This window comes from Stygiolobus azoricus, from assembly GCF_009729035.1.
Taxonomy (GTDB): domain Archaea; phylum Thermoproteota; class Thermoprotei_A; order Sulfolobales; family Sulfolobaceae; genus Stygiolobus; species Stygiolobus azoricus.
In genome coordinates this window covers 1,659,676-1,679,850 of record NZ_CP045483.1, presented here as the reverse complement: position 1 = coordinate 1,679,850, position 20,175 = coordinate 1,659,676, and the positions used below count along the sequence as shown (strand labels likewise).

The following is a 20,175-nucleotide window of genomic DNA, read 5'->3' as shown; positions in this document are numbered from 1 at the left end:
TAATGAATGACATTATAATGAGTTTAGTTATAGTTTTTGGAATAAGTTTTGTGTCTAATATCTTGCCCTTTGCTGGTGCACCTTATACAGTTATAACTTCATATTTCATAATACATTATCACACCTCACTTATAATAATAATAATCTATATTATTGTGTCGGGACTCGGAGCGGGTTTAGCCAAAGTATTAACTTACGTATTAGGAATTGGTATAGAAAAACCTTTGAGTAAAAATAAGAACTTACCCCTGCTCAAACGATTTATAAATTCTAAATACTTTATCCTTTCCCTTTTCATCCTGGCCATACTACCAGGACTTCCTCTGGACGATTATCTATATATCGGCGGAGGAGTAGTGAGAACTTCATTAATTAGAATGTTAAAAGTAACAATACCGGCCAAAATCCTGAAAAGTGGGGTAGAGATACCTCTTGAAATACTAGGGATAATCCAGATAAGTGTAATAAGTGGACTGAGCCCATTAGAGCTTACTGTAATTTCGTCCATAACTTTTATCGTACTAGGAGTAATCTTAGCTAAAATAGATTGGGAAAAAATTTACTCGACAATTAAACAAAAATACCCTAAATTCAGCTTATAAACTCAAAATGAGAATTTACTCTTCAAAAAAATTTGATGTAGAGATAGATAATTTTAATTTACCAAACGGTAAGTCAGTTGAGAAGGCTTACGTTAAGCATAGAGGTTCAGTAGTTATAGCCCCATTTCTGGACAGTGGGACGATAATACTTATCAAGCAATTCAGACCTATTATTGGAAAGTGGCTAATCGAACTCCCAGCAGGAACGATTGAAAGAGGGGAAGACATTGAAACGACAGCTAAAAGAGAAATAGAGGAAGAGATAGGTTACAAAGCTGGGAAACTCCACAAGTTGATCTCGTTTTACGTATCACCCGGAGTTATGACAGAAATAATGCATCTTTTCATAGCTACAAAATTGGAAAAAACTCAACAAAAACTTGAGGATTATGAAGTGATTGAACCCTTCGAAGTTAAACTGTCCGAAGCCGTAAAAATGGTTGAAGAAGGAAAAATTGAAGACGGTAAAACTATGTTATCTCTCCTCTTCATTTCAAGAAAATATCAGGAGATCCTAACTCTCCTACAATAATGGGCTCCTCAAAAGCAACCCACTTTCTAGCTCTGACTTCTCTCAGCTTTTCAACTACGTTAATCCATTTATCTAACTCAGGGATCTCATATATTACTACGAATTCGTAATCGCCTATGCCGAAAGAATACGTAGTATATGACCTTATCCCTTTATTATCTGGATGAGTTCTTGCAACCCTTATATGTTCATCCATGATCTCCTTCCTTTCCTCGAAAGGAAGCAGGTACCAGTCTACCGTCTTCTTCATAGGATAAGCTACGAAATACCTTAAAGGTTCCTGCCTCAAATACTTTAAGATTTCGACTGATGTATTACCCGTATACGGAGAAGGCTTAAAATACGAAAAGAAAGTTAACGTAGGGATTAAAAGACCTGAGGAGGAAGAAGCAAGAGAATACCTGAACTCGTTAAGGAGAGAAGTTTCGACATCTGCAACCCAGTATATTAAGTCTCCATTATCCCTCAGAGAGTTATACCTCTTTAAGGAGCCCAACCTATCGCGGTAAGATTTCTCTGTTTCTTCTATTGTCGAAAGTATCTGCAACTTCTGAGATTTACTTAACTCCCACCATTTGCTAGAAAACTTAAGTGAAATAACATACATATATACTCCTTGCTGACTATTTGGTGACATAATACTACGTTCACTTCCTCATATTAACATTTTTCGCCTTTTTAGTAAATCTCATGCTTTATTCATCTTTAACCAATACACTTTTCAATCCCTTTTTAACCTTAAATAATAACGATAATGAGCATAAAAAACAAGATATTCATTACTGGAAGACCTGGAGTAGGTAAAACTACTATTTTAATGAAAATCGTGAAAGAACTCCGCTCTAAAAACATTAACGTTACCGGTTTCTATTGTCCTGAAATTAGGAAAGGGACTAATAGAGTAGGGTTTAAAATAGTAAGCATATCTTCAGGAAAAGAAGCTATGCTCGCATCTACAGAACAGAAAGGAGGTGTGAAAATAGGTAAATACAGTGTTGTTCTAAATGAAGAATTCGTAAAATCACTAGAGCTAGAGATATTTAATAACCCGCAATTAATAACGATTGATGAAATAGGGCCTATGGAGCTCTCTGTGCCTAGCCTAAAGGCTCTTATAAAGAGAATACTCGACTCTGAAATCCCTCTCTTTGCTGTGGTTCACAGATCGATAAAGCTAGGAGGAGAAATATATGAGATAACAGAGAAAAACAGAGAAAATCTTTTCTACTATTTAAGTAAGAAAGTATTAGAACTGGTAAATCAATGATTACCTGAACATAATGAAAAACGATTAAAGCCTTTAAGGTTATTGAATTGATGTGGATAATACTCTCCGTCATAGAATAGTATACTTAATACTGACCTCCGTGATCTTATACGTACTCATAGTGATAAATTTCAGAACTAGCGTACTCTCTGACCCTATTTCAGCCTCCATAATTTCTCTCTCCTTCTTCTTCTTAATAGCTATACTAATTCTAGTAATGAATCCGCAACTACTTAATCCTAACAGAAAGATAACGAGTGTAGACGATTACATAGCATTTATATCTAGTTTTACCTTTCTACTGATAAGTATAACCTTAGTTAACTCGTTTGGAACAGACGATATGGAGTATATATATGAAGCATTAAACTCACTATTTCAAGGTAAAGATCCTTACGCAGTAACTTACTACCCTCAAGGGGTGTGTCCTACTTATACCTTAGCGGGGGGTATAGCTAACACTTACATTTATCCACCTCTCTCTTTTATAATCTACATACCCCTTTACGTATTCCTAAAAGTCTTCAATCTGCCTCCATACTTTCTTAACCTGGAAAACATAATTTTTGATGTAATATTGGCAATCTTAATTTATATTGAAGGAAGAAAAAAAGAAGATCCTTTCGCTCTATTACCTATGATATTCATCTATATTATGACAGCAGTATCCATACCTCCATTTTACGGTGTTTTTATCGTAATTCCAACTACCTTTCTAGCCATAGCCTACGTAAGAAAAGATAAACTAGGAGGTACGTCTTTAGGTCTCGCAACTATGCTCACGCAACTTTCATGGCTTGCTCTACCTTTTCTCCTAATATATAAGCTGAAGACTTATGAGAGTAAAAAGAGATTCTTAAGGGAATATCTGTTACCTTTCTCTCTCTCTCGGTCTCTATACTAACTATACCATTCCTTATTTGGAATTCCACATCATTTATTACAAACGTTATTACCACAGATTCTGGTACAATTCCGGTGGGGCAAATAGGCCTTAGCGTAATATCTTATTCAGGATTCTATCCCTTAGAACCTTGGTTCTTCACCATAAGCCTCGGGACTGTAAGCCTATTTCTCATTTACCTTTACAGCAGGTACTTTGAAGCAATAAGAGAAAGCATATGGATCTTTCCGATAATAATAAACTGGTTCTTATGGAGAACATTAACAGAATACTTCATTATGTGGATCCCCTTACTTTTTCTATCCTTGTACAATATCGACTATAATAAGATTCCCACAGTAAAAGTCGATTTCAAGAGACATATCCTAGTTCCTTTATCCTTACTCGTAACCTTACTAAGTTCTCTAGCTGTTTATGCTCACATAAATTACGTACAATCAAACCCATTAACAATAGAAGGCGTTTATCCTTTAGGAAAACTTCCTTATGACGCATTACTAATTAAAGTATACAATGATAAACCTTATCCCGTAAATATAACTTTAGTTAGAGTCTCAATACCTAATAACTTAAATATGGTCTGGGATTTCTCATCGGGAATAATACCACCCAACTCGACGGGTTTGGTCTTCGCATACGCACCGCAATTTAACGAGAGCATAAACAGTACTGTTTTTACGGTTCAAGTTTACTACAATTATTATTTTGCAACGTATACTGTAAATACTTCAGCTTCTAATATATTGTAGATGATGCCAGATTACGTAAGGAAAAAGTTACTTTTAGTTGATTTTGACAAGATAACCGAGTACCTAGTTGAACGAATAAGAGAATATATTAAGGAAAGCGGAAAAGAAGGAGGAATAGTAGGATTAAGCGGAGGGATAGACTCTTCAGTAACGGCTGTCCTTCTTTCTAAAGCTACTAAAAACGCTTACTTCTTACTTATGCCTTCTAGCTCTACCCCACATCAAGACTTACAGCACGCTTACTCTATCTTAAAACTTGTAAACGCTACTGAGAAAAACTATTCTGTGATTAATATTGACGAAATAACTTCATTATTCAGTAAAGCTGCTGGGACTGATGATAAGCTAGTAGTAGGAAATATAAAGGCTAGAGTTAGAATGATTCTTCTATACGCCTTTGCTCAAAAACACAATTACTTAGTCGTTGGCACCGGAGATAAAAGTGAACTAATGTTAGGATACTTTACTAAATATGGTGACGGAGGAGTCGATATATTGCCAATAGGTGATTTGTATAAAACCCAAGTAAGGGCTCTAGGATTACACTTAGGAATTCCCGAAGAAATAGTGAAGAAACCCCCATCTCCTGCTCTCTGGGAAGGACAAACTGCAGAAGGAGAAATAGGATTAGATTACGAAACAATAGACTCGATCTTATACCTTAAATTTGAGGAAATGCTTGATGAAGAAACTATAAGTAAGATGACTAATACCGACATCTCACTGATTAATAGAATAATCAAAATGGTTAAGACTTCTCAACACAAAAGACTTCCTCCCGAAATATTCAGATTGAGCGGAAGGGCTATAAATTCAGATTGGAGATATCCTAGACAATGGGGTTAAGAGTAGAGTTAGCACAAATCAGACCTAAATTAGGTGACGTTACACATAATTTTCAAAAACACATAGAAATAATTAACACCTCGTCAGCAGACTGTGTAGTATTTCCAGAGTTATCGCTTACGGGTTACGTGCTTAGAGACCTTGTATTTGAGATATATAAGGAAAGCGAAAAAGCAGTAAATAAGCTCTCAGAACATTCTAAATGTGTAATCGCAGGGCTGGTTAAAGAGGTAAGACCTGGTATTTTGAGAAATAGTGCCGCCGTAATAATCGAGGGAAAAATAGATTATATTTACAAGTTCTATTTACCCACCTACGGGCTTTTTGAAGAAAGAAGGTATTTTCAACCAGGCGATCCTAGGACTGATTTGAGGATATATGAATACAAAGGATATAAGTTCGGTGTCACAATATGTGAAGATGCGTGGCACTACGAACCGATAGAGGCACTAGCGCTAATGGGGGCAGAAGTAATTATGATTCCAGCTGCCTCACCTATGAGAAGGCTTTCTTCTACCCTAGCGATCAAGGAGCAATGGGAGGCCTTGCTTAAAGCCCATTCTATCATAAATGGTGTATGGAGCGTCTTTGTAAATACTGTAGGTAGCCAAGAAGAAGAGTTCTTCTGGGGAGGTTCAATGGTAGTGTCACCTTTAGGAGAAATTATTAGTACAGCAAAATTATTTGAAGAGGATAGAATAATTACAGAGATTAATTTAAATGAAGTTAGGAAAAATAGATTTTTCAGCAGTTTCAGAGATCATTTACAAGGTTTCCACGAAGTTTTACATAAGCTATAAATTTATACTCAACCGATAATTAACAAATAATTATGTTAACACAGAGAATTAACATACTGAGAATCCTGCTTTTGATGATATTACTCATCCTACTTGTACTATCGATCTACAATCCTCTATTCTTAGTACCTGCCATTGGTTTTTCACTGTTCCATGGTCTAAATAACAAGACTTTTCTTCCTATACCTTTTTCAATATTTCTTCTACTCTTATTAGGACTTAGAGAGCCGTACTACTCATTTGCTGTCTTTGCATTGCTATTATTTCTTCTAGTTGTAATGTTCGTGAATAGAGACAGGTATTTTCCTATTAGATAATGAATTTATCCACTGAAAATGAAATTATTCCTATAAAAAACTGCTTAGATTTAAGCATAATGGAAAGCTAGAATAATCCTATGAGCATAACAAAAGTAGATGAGTTATTAGCCCTACCAGGTTGGGAGACTAGAAAGAAGATAATAGAAGCATTGAGAAATGGGCCTAAAACCGCATATGAAATATCTAAAGAACTTAAAATAAATTATTCAACTGCTAGATATCATTTAGAATTATTACAGAAATTTGGACTTGTAAGTGTCAGAAAAGGAAGAAAATATTACTATGAATTAACTAAAAACGCTAATCTACTATTAGCAAGCGTGTAAACTAAAAGTGTTTTAGCCTAAAAGCCTCAAATATTTTTATATTCTACAAATCGAGATTTAGTATATATGTTGTGTTCAACGGAGTGTGTGAAAGACATCAGAGGTTTTAACTTTCTCGTTTCTACTTGTGATAAAACATTTTTGACTTCAAAATTAGAAGAATTTAGAAAACTATCAAATGAAGGGAATAAGACCTACATTATCAGAATAGCTGAAAGTAACTACTTCCGATTTGAATTACTTATGATACCAAATGGTCCTACTCTTTTGTCTATCTCAACTAGTCGAGGAACAAATAACATTACCTTGAGAGATTTCTCTATGCTAGAAGAACTAGCAAAATTAAGCTGCTGCGCTTACAATAATCAGGAACTTAAAGGACTTTTTGAGAAATTTTTAGGAACTCAAACTACTAATGAATCAGAAGTTGTAGACCTTATAGACAAAAAAGAGGAAGTAGAAGTTAATGAGGATTGTCAAGGTATTCAGCAAAACGAACTTAAATTACCAGAACCAAGTGAGGGGAAATGGACATCTACCGAGCTACTGGTTAGTGAAAGGTTAGTACTTAAAGCATTAGCTGGTCAAGCAAAATTCTTAGCAATCTCCACAGAGAGACCACAGAACTCGATAAAGTTTACCTCATTTGAGAGACTGAGAAGTTTGTGTTGTTTCATAAACTTAGTTATTGCTAAAGTTAATAGCTGTCAAGGATTAAAAGAAGCCATAGAGCCATTATTACAGTATGAAAGTGGAAGAAAAAGAAGATCGGCTAAAAAGTAAAATATGAGCTCCGATAATGTGATTCCTATATACGCATCAGGTTTTTTCAACTTTAGCAGAGACGGTAAAGTAACTCAGTTTACGACTTTTTATTATATAGATAAAACTGGTTATTACGTATCCCTGAACAAAAATGAAGTTAAGAGAGAAATTATCACTATAAAGAGAAATCTACAACAACTGGTTGATGAAGAGAAAATAGTTATAAATGGGGAAAGAGTTAAAGCTTATGTAAAATGGGCGAAAATTAAGTTATTAGATAAACACCACCCTATTATTGAGTTCCTATTATATTTCTCGGGCAAGTTAAGAAAAGGTTTAAATGAGTATTATAACGTATATCGTGAAGAAATTGCTGAATACCCTTACGAAGCTATCTGGTATCTACCTGGCAAAATAGTAAAGATTGATATGGCTGGGGATATAAGAATTGAAGAAAATATCTTAAGGGTAAGGGTAAAAAAAAGGTACTAGAGTTGGTGGAAAAGAAGGAATAATTTTCAAACTTACTTAATTTCATCTATCTTTTTTGCTAACTCAACATCGAGATCCGTTATACCACCTACGTCATGAGTAGTAAGTTGGATAATAACTTTATTGTAGTAAATGCATATATCTGGATGATGATTCATAGCATCAGCTATGGGTTGAATCCTATTTATAAATTGGACTGCTTCTCTAAAATCCTTAAACAAGAAGACTTTTTCTAGCTTATTATCCTTTAAGTTCCAACCTTTAGAATTATCTAAAAAAATCCTTATTTCATCTTGAGTAAGTCTTTTCATGAGATATATTGTGCCTACAAAGTATAAAATCAGCACTTAAAGGAGTCTTCACTTATCCGTCTGGGGAGTTCTCATCATTTTATCTCTGCTACCATCTTTTTGATGAACATGTATATTAAAGGTACTAATAATATTCCAAACGCTATTGCTAATCCCCAAGATAAAGTCTGTAGAATCGCCGTTACATTACCGAATGGCTGAACAATTATTGCTACTGCTATCAGTATGAAAATTGTGTAAAGTAGAAATCTTCCGTAAGTAGCTATATAATTTGCATTAGGATCAGCCTTAACAATAGTATCTAAGGCCTTGTCGGTAATGGCAAAGCTAAAGAGTAATACGATAGAACCGATCAAGATGTCATAGAATAGGTATGAACTCACTAACGGTACCCATTCAAAAATTGCTAGCTCAGCAGCTATGGTAATTATTACCGCGTACAGACCGAACCTTAACACACTTAAAATAACAGTTATAAACGGGTCTTGAACGGGCATTTGTCTCGCCATGTAATCTAATAATACATTTACTAAACTCATTCCAAGTGTTAGTAATAGTATTGCTCCAGCCAAGTAAGGTAAATATCTAGCTATTAGTGTAATATAGACAGTAGCCGCTCCAAGATTAAGTATAGATAATGCAATAGCCAAGCTCAGTAATATAATTAATGCCTTTACTGTTCCTGCAACTAATGAAGCACTTAAGTTCACGGAAGAGTGAGCGAATACAGTCCTTAGCACCCTACCTACTATGTCACTGACTATCACAGCAACTATATACCCAATTAAAACTATGATTATGAAGAGTATTATTGATGGTATTGCATTTATTATTTCTGTTGCTAAATTAGTTAATGCCTGAGATATACTACTTACTTGATATAGGAACAACATCAGGTAAACTATGCTTTATATTAGTATAAAAGACTTTCGAAATAACCATATTTAATTCAACTTTTCTTCTTCAATTATCTTCACTATTTTTTCAAGGACTCTTCCTAACTTTTCATTTTCTCTTTTCAATTTATCTAGCTTTATTTTAATTTCACTAGCTATCTTAAATTTCTCTAGTAAGTCATCTACCTCTTTTCCAACATACTTACTTTTAAGCTTACCGTCTTCCCAATACCGTAAATAATAATACTTCTTGCCTTTAATCACCTTTCCCTCAAGATGTCCAGTAGGCAAGGACTTGAGTTGCTCGGTAAGTGCCTTTATCTCATTTTCTAGTTCGTTCTTTCTCTCTTCAATTTGTTTTACTTTCTCCCAGATCATCTTTCTCCCTCATGCTAAGAGATTTTACAAACCGTCATCTAATTCCATTTGCATAGTCTCTTCAAGTGCTTTCATAATCTTCTCTTTATCTGCCACCTCTATAATCTTCCTAATTCCACCGGCTCTTCCTCTATTAACTATCTTAACTTTTATAATACCAAACATATCCAGCTCAGAGATTATGTCTGAAAATCTCCTATACGAAAGAGGTTTCTGCTTGTATTCTAAAGCTAGGTCAGAATACACTTTGTGTGCAGTAACCACATCTTCAGCCCTTATTGAAGCCATTAATGCCAACTTGTAGTGAAAAGGAAGAGCCTTAATAGCTTCGATAAGTCTCTCCTGCTCGTATTCGGTTATCGCTCTATCTACGTGGTCTTTCCTAATAATTCCCTCGCCAGAGGCTAACTGAGCAGCTCTAAATAACAGGTTAACAGCTTTTCTCGCATCACCGTGTTCCCTTGCTGATATTGCTGCTATATATGACAATATTTCGTCATTATAGGAACCCTTGAATAGACCGTATTCAGCATATATTGAAAGTATGTGTTTTAATTGCTCAGCGTCGTAAGGCTTAAAGAAAACAGTTGGCCCCAGGGAAGATAAAACTCTAGGTTCCATATAATCTCTGATGTTAATGTCATTACTGATCATTATAACAGAAATATTACTTTCAACACGTAATAATTGATAGAGGACTATGTCACCTCCTCTTCTTTTCACCAACGTATCAACCTCGTCTAAATACACTAACGCCTTACGGTTCAGCAGTTCTTCTTTAATCCTCTCAATATATTCGCCCAAGTTAATCCCGTGCTTAGGAACATCTATACCAGTTAGTTTTTCAGTAAGCGCTGAGAGAACGGCTTGAGGAGTACCACCTACTTCTCTGCAGTTAACATATGCTTGAATTACTCCTCCATAATCACTATCTTCCTTTTTAACCTCTTCAATTTCGTTGAACATATACATTGCCACAAATGTTTTCCCTGTACCAGTGAGACCTAGAAACAATGTTGAAAATTTCACCGAATTCTTTACAAAATATCGTACCGCGATAGCCAGTTCTTTTAGTATGTCCTCCCTAAAGGGGATGTCCTTAAATACTGACAGCGGGTCAATAAAGACTTTAGGGTTCTTTATCACCTCGCCTTTACCGCCTTTTAATGTCTCTCTAATCGCCACGGATTATTTCAAATGTTTCATTTGTTATTTTGGTTATCAGATATTTCAGTTGGTGTTACCTAATCACAATGAATGAGAAAAATACCATCTGTTTTACCCCCCAGTTTTACAGTAAATTTCATATGTTTCCAAGTATTACACTTTCCCTAATTATCAAATTTCATAATTTTTTACAATACAAAAAAGATCTTTTTTAACCGTAATACAAGCAAGTATGGTATTTCAAAACCTAAAAAGAGAGAGAGTGAATTTCCTACGTTTCATACTGAGATTAATCAAGCTGCAAATAATTTAGTTTGTATAATATAGATGATGAGCAGAATGTTTCACTGTAGTACTGAAAGAGTTACTATAAGCTTTAACAGAAGAAAACCTGGCAGTGTCTCTTTACGTTAGGGAATGTAAGAGGAGGAAACAAAGGAAAAATACTGTAACTTATTATAATTGATTTATAATCTCTATTAAAGCATTTGCAAATTCTTTAGTACCTAGTGGTTTTACACCCATAAACCTCGCTAAATCTTGAGTCACTTGTTTCCTCTTTATCGCCTCATTTATGCTTATCTCGATCAAATCAGCAGCTTTATCCCAACCCATAAACCTCAACATTAACTCACCTCCCTTAATTATTCCAGTAGGGTTAGCTACATTTTTACCCGCATATTTAGGTGCGGTACCGTGTATCGCCTCGAACATTCCGCCGTCATCACCGATATTAGCTCCTCCCAACATTCCGATATTACCTATCAAGGCTCCAGCAGCGTCTGAAATATAATCTCCGTTCACGTTAGGAGCTAGAATTATATCGTATTCCTCCGGTCTTGTTATTATTTGTTGGAACATGTTGTCTGCAATCCTGTCATTTATTACAATTTTTCCATCGGATTTTACTCCCCGGTTAATTTCTTCTTCCGTGACTATATAGTCCCTATACTCCTTTAGTGCAACTTCATAAGCCCATTCTCTAAAGGCTCCTTCTGTATATTTCATTACATTCCCCTTATGCATTATCGTGATCTTTTTCCTCCCGTTGGCTATTGCATAGTTAATGGCAAGCCTGGTTATCCTCTGTGTCTTGAACTTACTTATTACCTTAACACCGATACCTGTATCATCTTCGATCTCGACCTTAAACTGCTCTTTCAGGAAGTTTCTTATTTTCTTTGCCTCCTCACTATCGTATGGGTATTCGATGCCCCTATATAAGTCGTCGGTATTTTCTCTGAATATAATCATATCTACTTTCTCAGGATTTTTCAAAGGGCTTTCTAATCCCGGTATGTACTTAACTGGGCGTATATTTGTATACAGATCTAGCATTAAACGAATTGCAACGTTTACAGATTTCCAACCTTTACCTATTGGAGTCTCTAAGGGTCCTTTTAACACTACTCTATATTTCAGTAACATATCTTGGGTTTCTTGAGGAAACCTATTACCAGTTAATTTCTCTGCTTTTTCACCTGCATAAACTTCCATCCATTTTATCTCCTTTTTGCTTCCGTAGGCTTTTTCAACAGCAGCGTTAATTACCTTAATAGCGGCTTGCGTTATTTCTGGTCCTATTCCATCTCCTTCTATATATAATATGATAGGTTTATCAGGCACTATCCATTTACCTTTATCAAATGTGATCTTTTCTCCGTCTTCAGGTTCTTTATACAGCATTTCATTCAGTAGATTTACAGCGAAGTTATTAGGCTTTACGAAAAAGGTTTTAAGGATCTAGTAAAATTGCATAATACCATGTGGTCGTCATTAGCAATTCTCTTACTTGTATTAAGTGGAATTAGTATCATTACCCTTCCTTTCTTTACCCCCTCTGTTAACTCTACATTACCTCAAGGAAATGTTTACGTCAGTATAGTTATTCCGCCTAAAAACCTTGAGATGTTACAACTCTATGTTCAACAACATATAATTTTAAACAAGAGCCAAGTAGAGAAATTGTTTATCCCTTTCCAGCAGATCAATCAACTAGTCCAAGAACTTGAATCTAAGGGCATTAAACCTACTGTGAATTGGAACGTTATCTCTTTCTCAGCTCCTGCTAAAGAGGTTGAAGAGATGTTTAAAGGTCAATTCATTACCTACACTTTCGAAGGTAAGAAAGTGTATACTTTTATCTCCGCGGATAAGTCGATACCAGGTATGATTATTGCTACTAACTTAACTGAGGCTCTTTTCAGTAGGCCTAATACCTTATATAATATAACTCAAGCTGTAGCATATTCTACGGTAACTCCTCAGCAGATACAGCAAGCTTACAATATTACTTACTTGTTAAAACATGGTATCAACGGTAGTGGGACTAATATTGGGATCTTAGACTTCGAAGGGGATCCTTATATTTATCAACAATTGACAGCGTTTGATCAAGAGTATAATATATCACCTCCTCCCTTATTCAAAGTAGTTCCCATAGGTCCTTACAATCCAAATGATGGTATACAAAGCGGTTGGGCGCTAGAGATCTCCCTAGACGTAGAGTATTCACATGTGGCGGCACCGGGTGCAGGTATAATCCTTTATGTAGCAAATCCGTCTATATCCTTACCTCAGGCAATAGCTTTTATAGACCAACAAGATGAAGTAAATGTAGTCTCACAGAGCTTCGGTATTCCAGAAATTTACTTCCTATTGGGTCTTCTTCCTTTATCGTATTTGCAATCGATGGTATATGAATATTGGCTGGGAGAAGTCGAAGGTATAACTTTTCTAGGGGCTAGTGGTGATGCAGGTGGAAACGGTTACAATTTTTACTTAAGTCCATTAGGATCCCAAATAGTTCCGGCTGCAATTCCTTACGTTTTAGCTGTAGGAGGTAGCAGTCTTTATGTATCTGGTAACGAAAGTATGCAAACTGCGTGGAGCGGAGAAAGTGTTCTCGGAAGTACAACTGGAGGATTTAGTAATATATTCCCTGCTCCTCCCTACCAAATGTTAAAGGGTTTCAGAGAGGTACCAGATGTAGTGGCTCTAGCTAATCCTTATACTGGAGTAAACGTGATTTATTATCACGGAGAAAGTATATTAGTAGGAGGTACTTCAGTAGCTACACCTACAGTTGCAGGAATAATAGCTCTCGCTTCAGAAGTTCACGGTAAACTCGGTTTTATAAATCCATTAATATATGCACTAAACGGAACCCCAGCACTTCATCCTGTGACTTTTGGGTATAACTCTCCCTACGTGGCAAATTCATCTTATAACCCGGTCACTGGGTTAGGATACATTAACGCGGGATATTTTGTAAAGCTATTAAAAGTACCAAACTCATCACTTTCTCTGGCAGTTCAGAACACTACATATTTACCTGGACAAACAGTGAAAGTGATAGGAAAATTAAGCGGAGTCTCTCCACTACCTTCTACTCTTACGGCTGAGATTTTTAACGGAACTACTGTAATACATACTGCTCATTTAGTATATAATGGAACTTATTACGTAGGTTCGTTCTCAGCCCCTCAATCTGGAGTTTACGAAGTAATAGCGAGGTATGGGAATTTAACCGGATTTACATACTTCATTAACGGCTATCAAGCAGTTTTCATATACCCGCCGTTAGCAGTGTATCCTATGCCCATGGCAATACCCGTCTTGGTCATAATCGAATATCCTAACGGTACATTGGTTTCTGGTTTTAATAATACCCAATTGAATGTATATTCTGAGAATCAGATCAACGGTAAGTTAACATTGATAGGTTCAACGTCTCTGACAAATGTTCCTATTATCAATATCTCAGCTCTTAATATAACTATCAAATACAAAACTGGAATACTAGAGGGTTATATAAACTACACGAATGCCAGTGAGTTGGGAGGAATTCTCGTATTAAAGGTTGTAAATACTATTGGATTGGATGAAATAGTCCTAGGCTCTTATGTAGTACCTATCATAATACCCAATTCCTTTGAAGAACCTACAGTGATTTACCCTGGGGAGAATATAACTGTAGAAGTTGCAGTGGAAAGCTTAGGCATGCCAAACGTTACTGTATCTTTCATCAAGGACGGAAAAGTGTATTGGAATTTCACCGTGAACTCAATAACCTTCGGAAATAACGCATTTTATATAAATCAAGTTACAGTACCTATGAACCTTTCCCCAGGTTATTATGAAGTTAAGGCATATGCTGTTTATAGTAACGATACTTACACTACTTACGGTGAAGGATATACACAAGTTTACGTGTCTCCAAGTTACTTAGAGTACAAAGCATCAGTTAATTCAGTAGCCTTCGAAAACCAAACAGTTACAATTAAAGCTACTATCTTATATCCCAACGGGACACCAGTGGAGTTCGGAACGTTTACTGCAATATTTATTCCTAAATATTTAGTCTCCCAATTTAACAATTTGGAGATATCCAATGCAGTCCAGTTAACTTATACCGACGGAAAATGGATAGGCAATTTCACAATTCCATCTGGAAATAATCCTAATAGTGGAATGTCTACAGATAGTGTCGCAGGTGAGTGGGATGTATATATAGTTGGCTCTTCTTTTAACGGGTATCCTATACCTTTCAACTCAACATTAAGCTATCAGAGTCTTACTATAAGTCCCCTTTATGAAGGACTAACGTTTGTAGTTTTACCTTATACTTTTATAAAGAACTTTAGTGGAAATATAGGCTACGGTCTGTATATACAAAACGCGGTATTTAAGGACGAAAATGTAACGTTAATAGATTCTATAGTAGAAAACCTCACTGCAATTAACTCTACAATTACGCTCATAAACACTCATGTTTATAGCGTTAAGTTGATAAACTCTAAAATAGTAGGCAATCTAACAGCTCTAAATATTAATAATACTATACCTTCAAATGAAGTATCTAGTATTAATAATGTTAATAGTATTAATAGTTCCTCTTCTATAGTTACTCAGACTGACTTCTTCACTGTTGAAGAGGTTTTAGCAATTCTTGTATCTTTCATTCCTCTCATATATTTCAGCCTTAGGAAAAATAAGTAATCTTTTTACTATTCGTTTGTCCCCTTTCTTCTGTCTTCTAAAGCCCTCTTAATTTGGCTGGTTAGACGTTATTAAACGAATAGGGAAACCGTTTTTAACCCTAATCTAATGATAACATTATTGTGGAGAATAACAGAAGTAAACAACAAAAGAAGAGAAAAAAGAGCAAAGAAAGTATATTAGCTTTTAAAAAAGAGCTTCGAGCTATGATGCTTGAACCTATCTACGGGGAGAATATAAAAGATATTATTACCAGATTGACGTCTAAGTTAGAGGAGATGGCAGAGTCTTACGGTTATGAAATAGAGTTCCCGGAGAGAGCGAAAAAAGACATTGAAGGGGATATCTATTATTTCGTTTACCCAATAAAAGTTAAGACTAGACATGGCTCTAAGAAAATAAACTTAGAAGTTCAGTACATGATTTACGATGAAGGAAAGTGGATGGGAGTAATAACTGAAGTGAAATGAATAATTTCTTTATGGAGGCACATAGTACTCTTCTATTCTCTTTCTTACGTTCCAACCTTCATCATAAAGCTCTTCAAATCCTTTGTCTACTTGTGCTTTCAACTGCCTTAAGTTATCGGAAATGTTGTGTCCGTATTTAGAAATTAGAATAGATATAAAATCATTTAAGTTAAGGAGGTCTTCAGATATCTCATTCGGCTCTTTTTTAAAGAATCCGAATAAGCTCTTCTTATATTTATATATTTGAATACCTATTGCTAAAACCCTATCTGCATAGTCTTTCACCAGAAGGAAGGGCACTATAACATCTACTTTTTCGTCCATATATGGTGCTCTCTTATATACAAGTTTAAGTTTGTTTAATTCCTCCTCACACGCCTTCTTTATAGTATTCAATTGGTTAACAACACTTTGAAGTAGTTCATCCAGTTCCTTTATCTTAATATTAATTTCTTCTAATTCATTCCGTTTTTGCTGATTAAGTAGGCGTATTTCGTTTACCAATGTTCTTATCTCATTTTTATACTTGTTTTTTATAGAAGTTAAGGTTGAATTTACTTCATTCATGTATTTTAATTTCATAGTATTTAACGCGTCTATATCTTTTTCTGTGACGAAGCCAGCTTCCTTATCTATTTCTCCCTTACCTATCAAGACTTCTATGTTTGCAAGTTTTTCGTATAGTTTTTTAGCCTCTGATGAAAGCTCATTTTCTAAGTTTTTCTTAGTTTCGTTTACTTTTTGTTTTAACTCTTCATTTTTAGCGGAAAGTAACTGGTCATACTTATCCTCAATCTGTTTTCTTTCTTCAGCTCTCTTGCCTTTTAATATAGTTACTATTGTAGTCACTTTACTGATAACACTTTCAATTGTTGTAATATTATCTGTAACTATCTTCTCTCTAACGTTTAAGTCTTGAATTAACGTATCTAAGTCGAACTGAGAAGCCTCTTTGGGAATAACTGTTAAAGGTAACTGGGGGCTACCGGTGGAGAGAATTGGCGTTAAATCTGAATATACTAGCCCTCTAAAGGTTACCTCTTCATAACCTTTAGTTGCATGCCATTTAAATGATTTAAGCAAAGCAAGTAATTCTGATTCGTTCTTATTTCCTTGAATAGTATTTAGTATTCTATCATAATTTTGAAGAATAGTAAATTGTAACTTTGTCATTAAATTCATAGTCTGGTCGAAAATTAGATACCCTCCGCTTTTTTCATTCTTAACAAGAGTTAAGGGCCACCCTATCAATTCTCCCGCTTTTATCTTAATATCTCTCCCGGTTAACCTAACTAGTGCTATAGCTATTTGCTTTTCAACGCTTAAGGGCTGTTTATTTGAATCTACAGCAAGCGGTAGATATATTGAATCCACATGAATACTTATCAATTAGTATTATATTAAGTTGTTTAGACTTTAAGATAGAGATAGAATGAAAGTCCTAATCACATTCCGGTTCTTCGACGAATGGGTAAAAAAGATAGTTGAGAGCGGGATCGAGGTTATCCGATGGAAAGAGGAAAAGGCACCTCCTAAAAAGTGGATCTTAGATAACGTAATTAATGTAGACGGAATTCTTTGCACTCTCAATACTAAGATTGATAAGGAAGTAATTTCAGCTGCTAAAAATTTGAAAGTTATCAGCACTTACAGTGTCGGTTTTGATCACATAGACGTAAAAGAGGCAAAAAGTAGAGGTATAAGAGTAGGGTATACACCAGAAGTATTGACAGAGACTACAGCAGATCTGATTTTCGGGCTTATCTTGGCAGTGGCTAGAAGGATTGTTGAAGGGGATAAGCTGATAAGAGAGGGAAAATGGATGATCCCTTGGCAATCCGACTTTTTACTGGGATATGACGTATACGGTAAAACCTTAGGGATAATAGGGATGGGTAGAATAGGTAAAGCCGTTTACAGAAGGGCTAAGGGATTTAATATGAGAGTCGTATACACATCTAGGACTAAAAAGGATGATATAGATGCCGAATTTGTAAGTTTTGAGGAGTTACTTAAACAATCAGACTTCGTAGTAATAACTGTTGATCTGAACGAGTCTACATACCACATGATAAATGAAAGCACATTAAGGTTGATGAAAAAGACAGCATTTTTAATTAATGCCTCTCGTGGAAAAGTAGTAGATGAGAAGGCACTTGTTAAAGCTCTAGAGGAAAAATGGATTGCTGGGGCTGCGTTAGACGTGTTTGAAGAGGAACCTATTAACAAGGATCACCCTCTCCTGAGGTTCAGTAATGTTGTATTAACTCCTCATATTGGAAGTGCTACATTCGAGACAAGACACAAAATGGCTGAAATTGCTGTTGAGAATCTATTAAGAGGTCTCAGAGAAGAAAAGTTAGTATATGAGCTGTAGTTATCAAAAGTATTGAGCTTTTTGTTTTACTTCTTCTTTCACTTTATTGAATTCGTCATTTAACATAGGGTCTCCGTTCTTTATTGCATTTACAGTCTCCGTTATTCCTACCTCCGTCACTTTATTATCAAAGTAAAGCGTTGTAGACGCTATAAGATATGTCAATTTAACTTTTTCGAAATCAAAGAACTCATCAAGTTTACCTTGCAGTCCTATTGCCTTTAATATATCACCCCTTTTTATCGATTTAAACCAACTCTTCTTTTCTCGTAGCTGGTTAGAAAACTCACTTTGATAGGCTATTTCGTTTATAACAGAATATATATCGGCATTGATTTCCTCACTATTCCTTCTGTCAGCTATCTCCTTAGCAAGGATCTGAATATCTTTAGGGTCAATTACCACATCCTCTCTAGTCGGGTATGATGTAAATCCCTGAGAAATTGCTTCCTCTTCTATCCTTCTGAAAACTTCTTGTATATCTTTTTCAGCTAAAGCTAAACTGAAGCTCTTTCCTGAAAGTAAGGAAGCCATAGAATGAAGTAAATAAACATCTAACGTAATAAATAAAGAAATTATTTTATCTACGTTTTCGTAGTTTTTAGTTACTGTCCAAATAATGAAGTTCTTCCTTAAATATTTCTTAGGCCAATTATCTAATACGTATAAGATAGGCGGTTTAGCATAACTTAATGAGACGAAATAACCCCCATTAATTTTCTTATAAACCGAAACAGTAAGATCTTTGTCTAAACCTGATTTATGTGCTAATGCAATATAATTCATTCGAGATCATCCTCTTCAGCCCTGGCCACTCTCCTCATTGAATCAGCAAAGAGTGTAGTCATCAAGTATTATAAAAGAAGAAGCCGTATAATAAAAAATTATTACTTCTCAATATATCCCTTTTCTACCAACAGTTCGGCAGCTAATATTCCGCCTCCAGCAGCCCCCCTTACGGTGTTGTGTATTAAAGATGCCAACCTCACTGTCCTCTTGTTAACTTGTGCGACTCTACCTATTACTACACTCATTCCTGGTACGTCACCAGCCCATCTGTCAAAATATACGGTAGGTCTATTGTCTCTATCCGTTACTATTATTGGTTTAGAAGGAGCTGTCGGTAGCTTCAACTCTTGTGGTAACCCTCTGAAGTTTTCAAGCGTTTCTTTAACTTTTTCTGCAGGTGTATCTTCCTTAAATGTAACATATAATACTTCGTAATGGCCTACAATTGTTCCAATTCTATGAGTAGTTGCTGAGAGGGTTACTTCTTCCAGCTTGGGCTCATTAACGTTTCTCTTTACCTCGCTTAAGACTCTGAAGATCTCCTTTATGGTTTTAGCGTCATAAGCGTCACCGAGTACTTTTATGTTATCGATTACGTCAAGCGAGGCTACTCCCGGATAACCTTCACCAGAGACGGACTGCATCGTAGTTATGAACGCTCCGTCCATCTTGAAATTCATGAATATTGGAGCTAACGGGAACAGTGCACCTTGTGCAGTACATAGGGGCGTTGTTACTATAAAGCCCTTCCAATCTCTTCTCTTCCTTTGTTCGTCTATTAATGAAATAGTGTGCGGGTTTAATTCAGGTACTAACAGTGGTACGTCAGGATCAAATCTGTGATCTGGAGAGTTACTTATAACGGGATAACCCAACTTTGCAAACTGTTCTTCAACCGGACCTGCAGCACCTGCAGGTAATGGCGAAAATATAATATCTACTCCTTCTTGTTCCATTAACTTAGGATCCGTTGGTTTTACTTCTATATCTGCTACTTCTTTAGGCACTTGACCTACTGTTTGCCACCTTGTAACTTCTTCATACGGTTTTCCTACAGATCCTTTACCGGCTAAATAGGCCGGTTTTATGTAAGGGTGATTTGCTAGCATTCTTACGTACTCAATACCTACTAAACCTGTTGCTCCGAGAATTGCAGCTTTAAGAGTTCTCCTCATAAGTATCA

General features: G+C 35.7%; 23 protein-coding genes. 14 read left to right on the top strand and 9 right to left on the bottom strand.

Annotation, left to right across the window (positions count from 1 at the left end):
* Positions 1 to 2: 2 nt before the first annotated feature.
* Together D1868_RS09170 and D1868_RS09165 are read left to right on the top strand one after the other, a co-directional pair.
* A complete protein-coding gene (locus D1868_RS09170; protein ID WP_231112365.1) occupies positions 3 to 602 on the top strand; it encodes a hypothetical protein in 600 nt (199 codons plus the stop codon).
* 7 nt (positions 603 to 609) lie between these two features.
* Positions 610 to 1,134 (top strand): NUDIX hydrolase, encoded by a 525-nt coding sequence (locus D1868_RS09165; RefSeq protein WP_156007591.1) that lies wholly within the window; start codon positions 610 to 612, stop codon positions 1,132 to 1,134.
* On the opposite strand, the gene D1868_RS09160 is transcribed toward D1868_RS09165, so the two are convergent.
* Positions 1,091 to 1,771, bottom strand: coding sequence for a chlorite dismutase family protein (locus D1868_RS09160; RefSeq protein ID WP_156007590.1), 681 nt, complete (start codon positions 1,769 to 1,771; stop codon positions 1,091 to 1,093). The two genes, D1868_RS09165 and D1868_RS09160, sit on opposite strands and share 44 nt — an antisense overlap.
* 117 nt (positions 1,772 to 1,888) lie before the next feature.
* Here D1868_RS09160 and D1868_RS09155 point away from each other — a divergent pair, with 117 nt between their 5' ends.
* The 9 genes from D1868_RS09155 (at position 1,889) to D1868_RS09120 (ending at position 7,603) form a co-directional block, all read left to right on the top strand.
* Positions 1,889 to 2,401 (top strand): NTPase, encoded by a 513-nt coding sequence (locus tag D1868_RS09155; RefSeq protein WP_156007589.1) that lies wholly within the window; start codon positions 1,889 to 1,891, stop codon positions 2,399 to 2,401.
* Positions 2,402 to 2,453: 52 nt separating this feature from the next.
* A complete protein-coding gene (locus D1868_RS11190; RefSeq protein WP_231112364.1) occupies positions 2,454 to 3,305 on the top strand; it encodes a hypothetical protein in 852 nt (283 codons plus the stop codon).
* A 74-nt stretch (positions 3,306 to 3,379) separates the two neighbouring features.
* On the top strand, positions 3,380 to 4,054 hold the full coding sequence (locus D1868_RS11185) for a hypothetical protein (protein ID WP_231112363.1): 675 nt from the start codon (positions 3,380 to 3,382) through the stop codon (positions 4,052 to 4,054).
* Between the two features lie 3 nt (positions 4,055 to 4,057).
* Entirely contained in the window at positions 4,058 to 4,900 is an 843-nt protein-coding gene (locus D1868_RS09145) for an NAD+ synthase (RefSeq protein WP_156007588.1), read from the top strand.
* Entirely contained in the window at positions 4,891 to 5,700 is an 810-nt protein-coding gene (locus D1868_RS09140; RefSeq protein WP_156007587.1) for a nitrilase-related carbon-nitrogen hydrolase, read from the top strand. The genes D1868_RS09145 and D1868_RS09140 overlap by 10 nt, the downstream gene beginning before the upstream one ends.
* Before the next feature lie 32 nt (positions 5,701 to 5,732).
* Entirely contained in the window at positions 5,733 to 6,017 is a 285-nt protein-coding gene (locus tag D1868_RS09135; RefSeq protein ID WP_156007586.1) for a hypothetical protein, read from the top strand.
* Between the two features lie 80 nt (positions 6,018 to 6,097).
* On the top strand, positions 6,098 to 6,346 hold the full coding sequence (locus tag D1868_RS09130; protein ID WP_156007585.1) for an ArsR/SmtB family transcription factor: 249 nt from the start codon (positions 6,098 to 6,100) through the stop codon (positions 6,344 to 6,346).
* 66 nt (positions 6,347 to 6,412) lie between these two features.
* Positions 6,413 to 7,129, top strand: a complete 717-nt coding sequence (locus D1868_RS09125; protein ID WP_156007584.1) for a hypothetical protein — start codon at positions 6,413 to 6,415, stop codon at positions 7,127 to 7,129.
* Positions 7,130 to 7,132: 3 nt separating this feature from the next.
* Positions 7,133 to 7,603 carry a hypothetical protein gene (locus D1868_RS09120; protein ID WP_231112362.1) on the top strand — a complete coding sequence of 157 codons (471 nt, stop codon included), beginning with the start codon at positions 7,133 to 7,135 and terminating at the stop codon, positions 7,601 to 7,603.
* A gap of 32 nt (positions 7,604 to 7,635) precedes the next feature.
* Here the strand turns inward: D1868_RS09120 and D1868_RS09115 are convergent, their stop codons facing one another.
* The 5 genes from D1868_RS09115 to D1868_RS09095 form a co-directional block, all read right to left on the bottom strand.
* Positions 7,636 to 7,914, bottom strand: coding sequence for a 4a-hydroxytetrahydrobiopterin dehydratase (locus D1868_RS09115; protein WP_156007583.1), 279 nt, complete (start codon positions 7,912 to 7,914; stop codon positions 7,636 to 7,638).
* Between the two features lie 74 nt (positions 7,915 to 7,988).
* A complete protein-coding gene (locus D1868_RS09110; RefSeq protein WP_156007582.1) occupies positions 7,989 to 8,807 on the bottom strand; it encodes a mechanosensitive ion channel family protein in 819 nt (272 codons plus the stop codon).
* Between the two features lie 51 nt (positions 8,808 to 8,858).
* Positions 8,859 to 9,188, bottom strand: coding sequence for a DUF6788 family protein (locus D1868_RS09105; RefSeq protein ID WP_156007581.1), 330 nt, complete (start codon positions 9,186 to 9,188; stop codon positions 8,859 to 8,861).
* A 24-nt stretch (positions 9,189 to 9,212) separates the two neighbouring features.
* Positions 9,213 to 10,373: a Cdc6/Cdc18 family protein gene (locus tag D1868_RS09100; RefSeq protein WP_156007580.1), complete on the bottom strand. Its 1,161-nt coding sequence runs from the start codon at positions 10,371 to 10,373 to the stop codon at positions 9,213 to 9,215.
* 438 nt (positions 10,374 to 10,811) lie between these two features.
* Positions 10,812 to 12,038 carry an NADP-dependent isocitrate dehydrogenase gene (locus tag D1868_RS09095; RefSeq protein ID WP_156008004.1) on the bottom strand — a complete coding sequence of 409 codons (1,227 nt, stop codon included), beginning with the start codon at positions 12,036 to 12,038 and terminating at the stop codon, positions 10,812 to 10,814.
* 81 nt (positions 12,039 to 12,119) lie between these two features.
* Between D1868_RS09095 and D1868_RS09090 the strand changes: the two genes are divergently transcribed.
* The gene (locus D1868_RS09090; RefSeq protein ID WP_156007579.1) at positions 12,120 to 15,356 is read left to right on the top strand and encodes a protease pro-enzyme activation domain-containing protein; all 3,237 of its coding nucleotides are present in this window, start codon (positions 12,120 to 12,122) and stop codon (positions 15,354 to 15,356) included.
* Positions 15,357 to 15,478: 122 nt separating this feature from the next.
* Positions 15,479 to 15,826: a hypothetical protein gene (locus D1868_RS09085; protein ID WP_156007578.1), complete on the top strand. Its 348-nt coding sequence runs from the start codon at positions 15,479 to 15,481 to the stop codon at positions 15,824 to 15,826.
* 9 nt (positions 15,827 to 15,835) lie between these two features.
* On the opposite strand, the gene D1868_RS09080 is transcribed toward D1868_RS09085, so the two are convergent.
* Positions 15,836 to 17,200, bottom strand: a complete 1,365-nt coding sequence (locus D1868_RS09080) for a coiled-coil domain-containing protein (protein ID WP_156007577.1) — start codon at positions 17,198 to 17,200, stop codon at positions 15,836 to 15,838.
* A 58-nt stretch (positions 17,201 to 17,258) separates the two neighbouring features.
* Here D1868_RS09080 and D1868_RS09075 point away from each other — a divergent pair, with 58 nt between their 5' ends.
* Positions 17,259 to 18,203 carry a 2-hydroxyacid dehydrogenase gene (locus D1868_RS09075; RefSeq protein ID WP_156007576.1) on the top strand — a complete coding sequence of 315 codons (945 nt, stop codon included), beginning with the start codon at positions 17,259 to 17,261 and terminating at the stop codon, positions 18,201 to 18,203.
* 3 nt (positions 18,204 to 18,206) lie between these two features.
* On the opposite strand, the gene D1868_RS09070 is transcribed toward D1868_RS09075, so the two are convergent.
* Together D1868_RS09070 and asd are read right to left on the bottom strand one after the other, a co-directional pair.
* Positions 18,207 to 18,989, bottom strand: coding sequence for a hypothetical protein (locus D1868_RS09070; RefSeq protein ID WP_156007575.1), 783 nt, complete (start codon positions 18,987 to 18,989; stop codon positions 18,207 to 18,209).
* Between the two features lie 101 nt (positions 18,990 to 19,090).
* Positions 19,091 to 20,167, bottom strand: coding sequence for an aspartate-semialdehyde dehydrogenase (gene asd, locus D1868_RS09065; protein ID WP_156007574.1), 1,077 nt, complete (start codon positions 20,165 to 20,167; stop codon positions 19,091 to 19,093).
* Positions 20,168 to 20,175 lie beyond the last annotated feature (8 nt).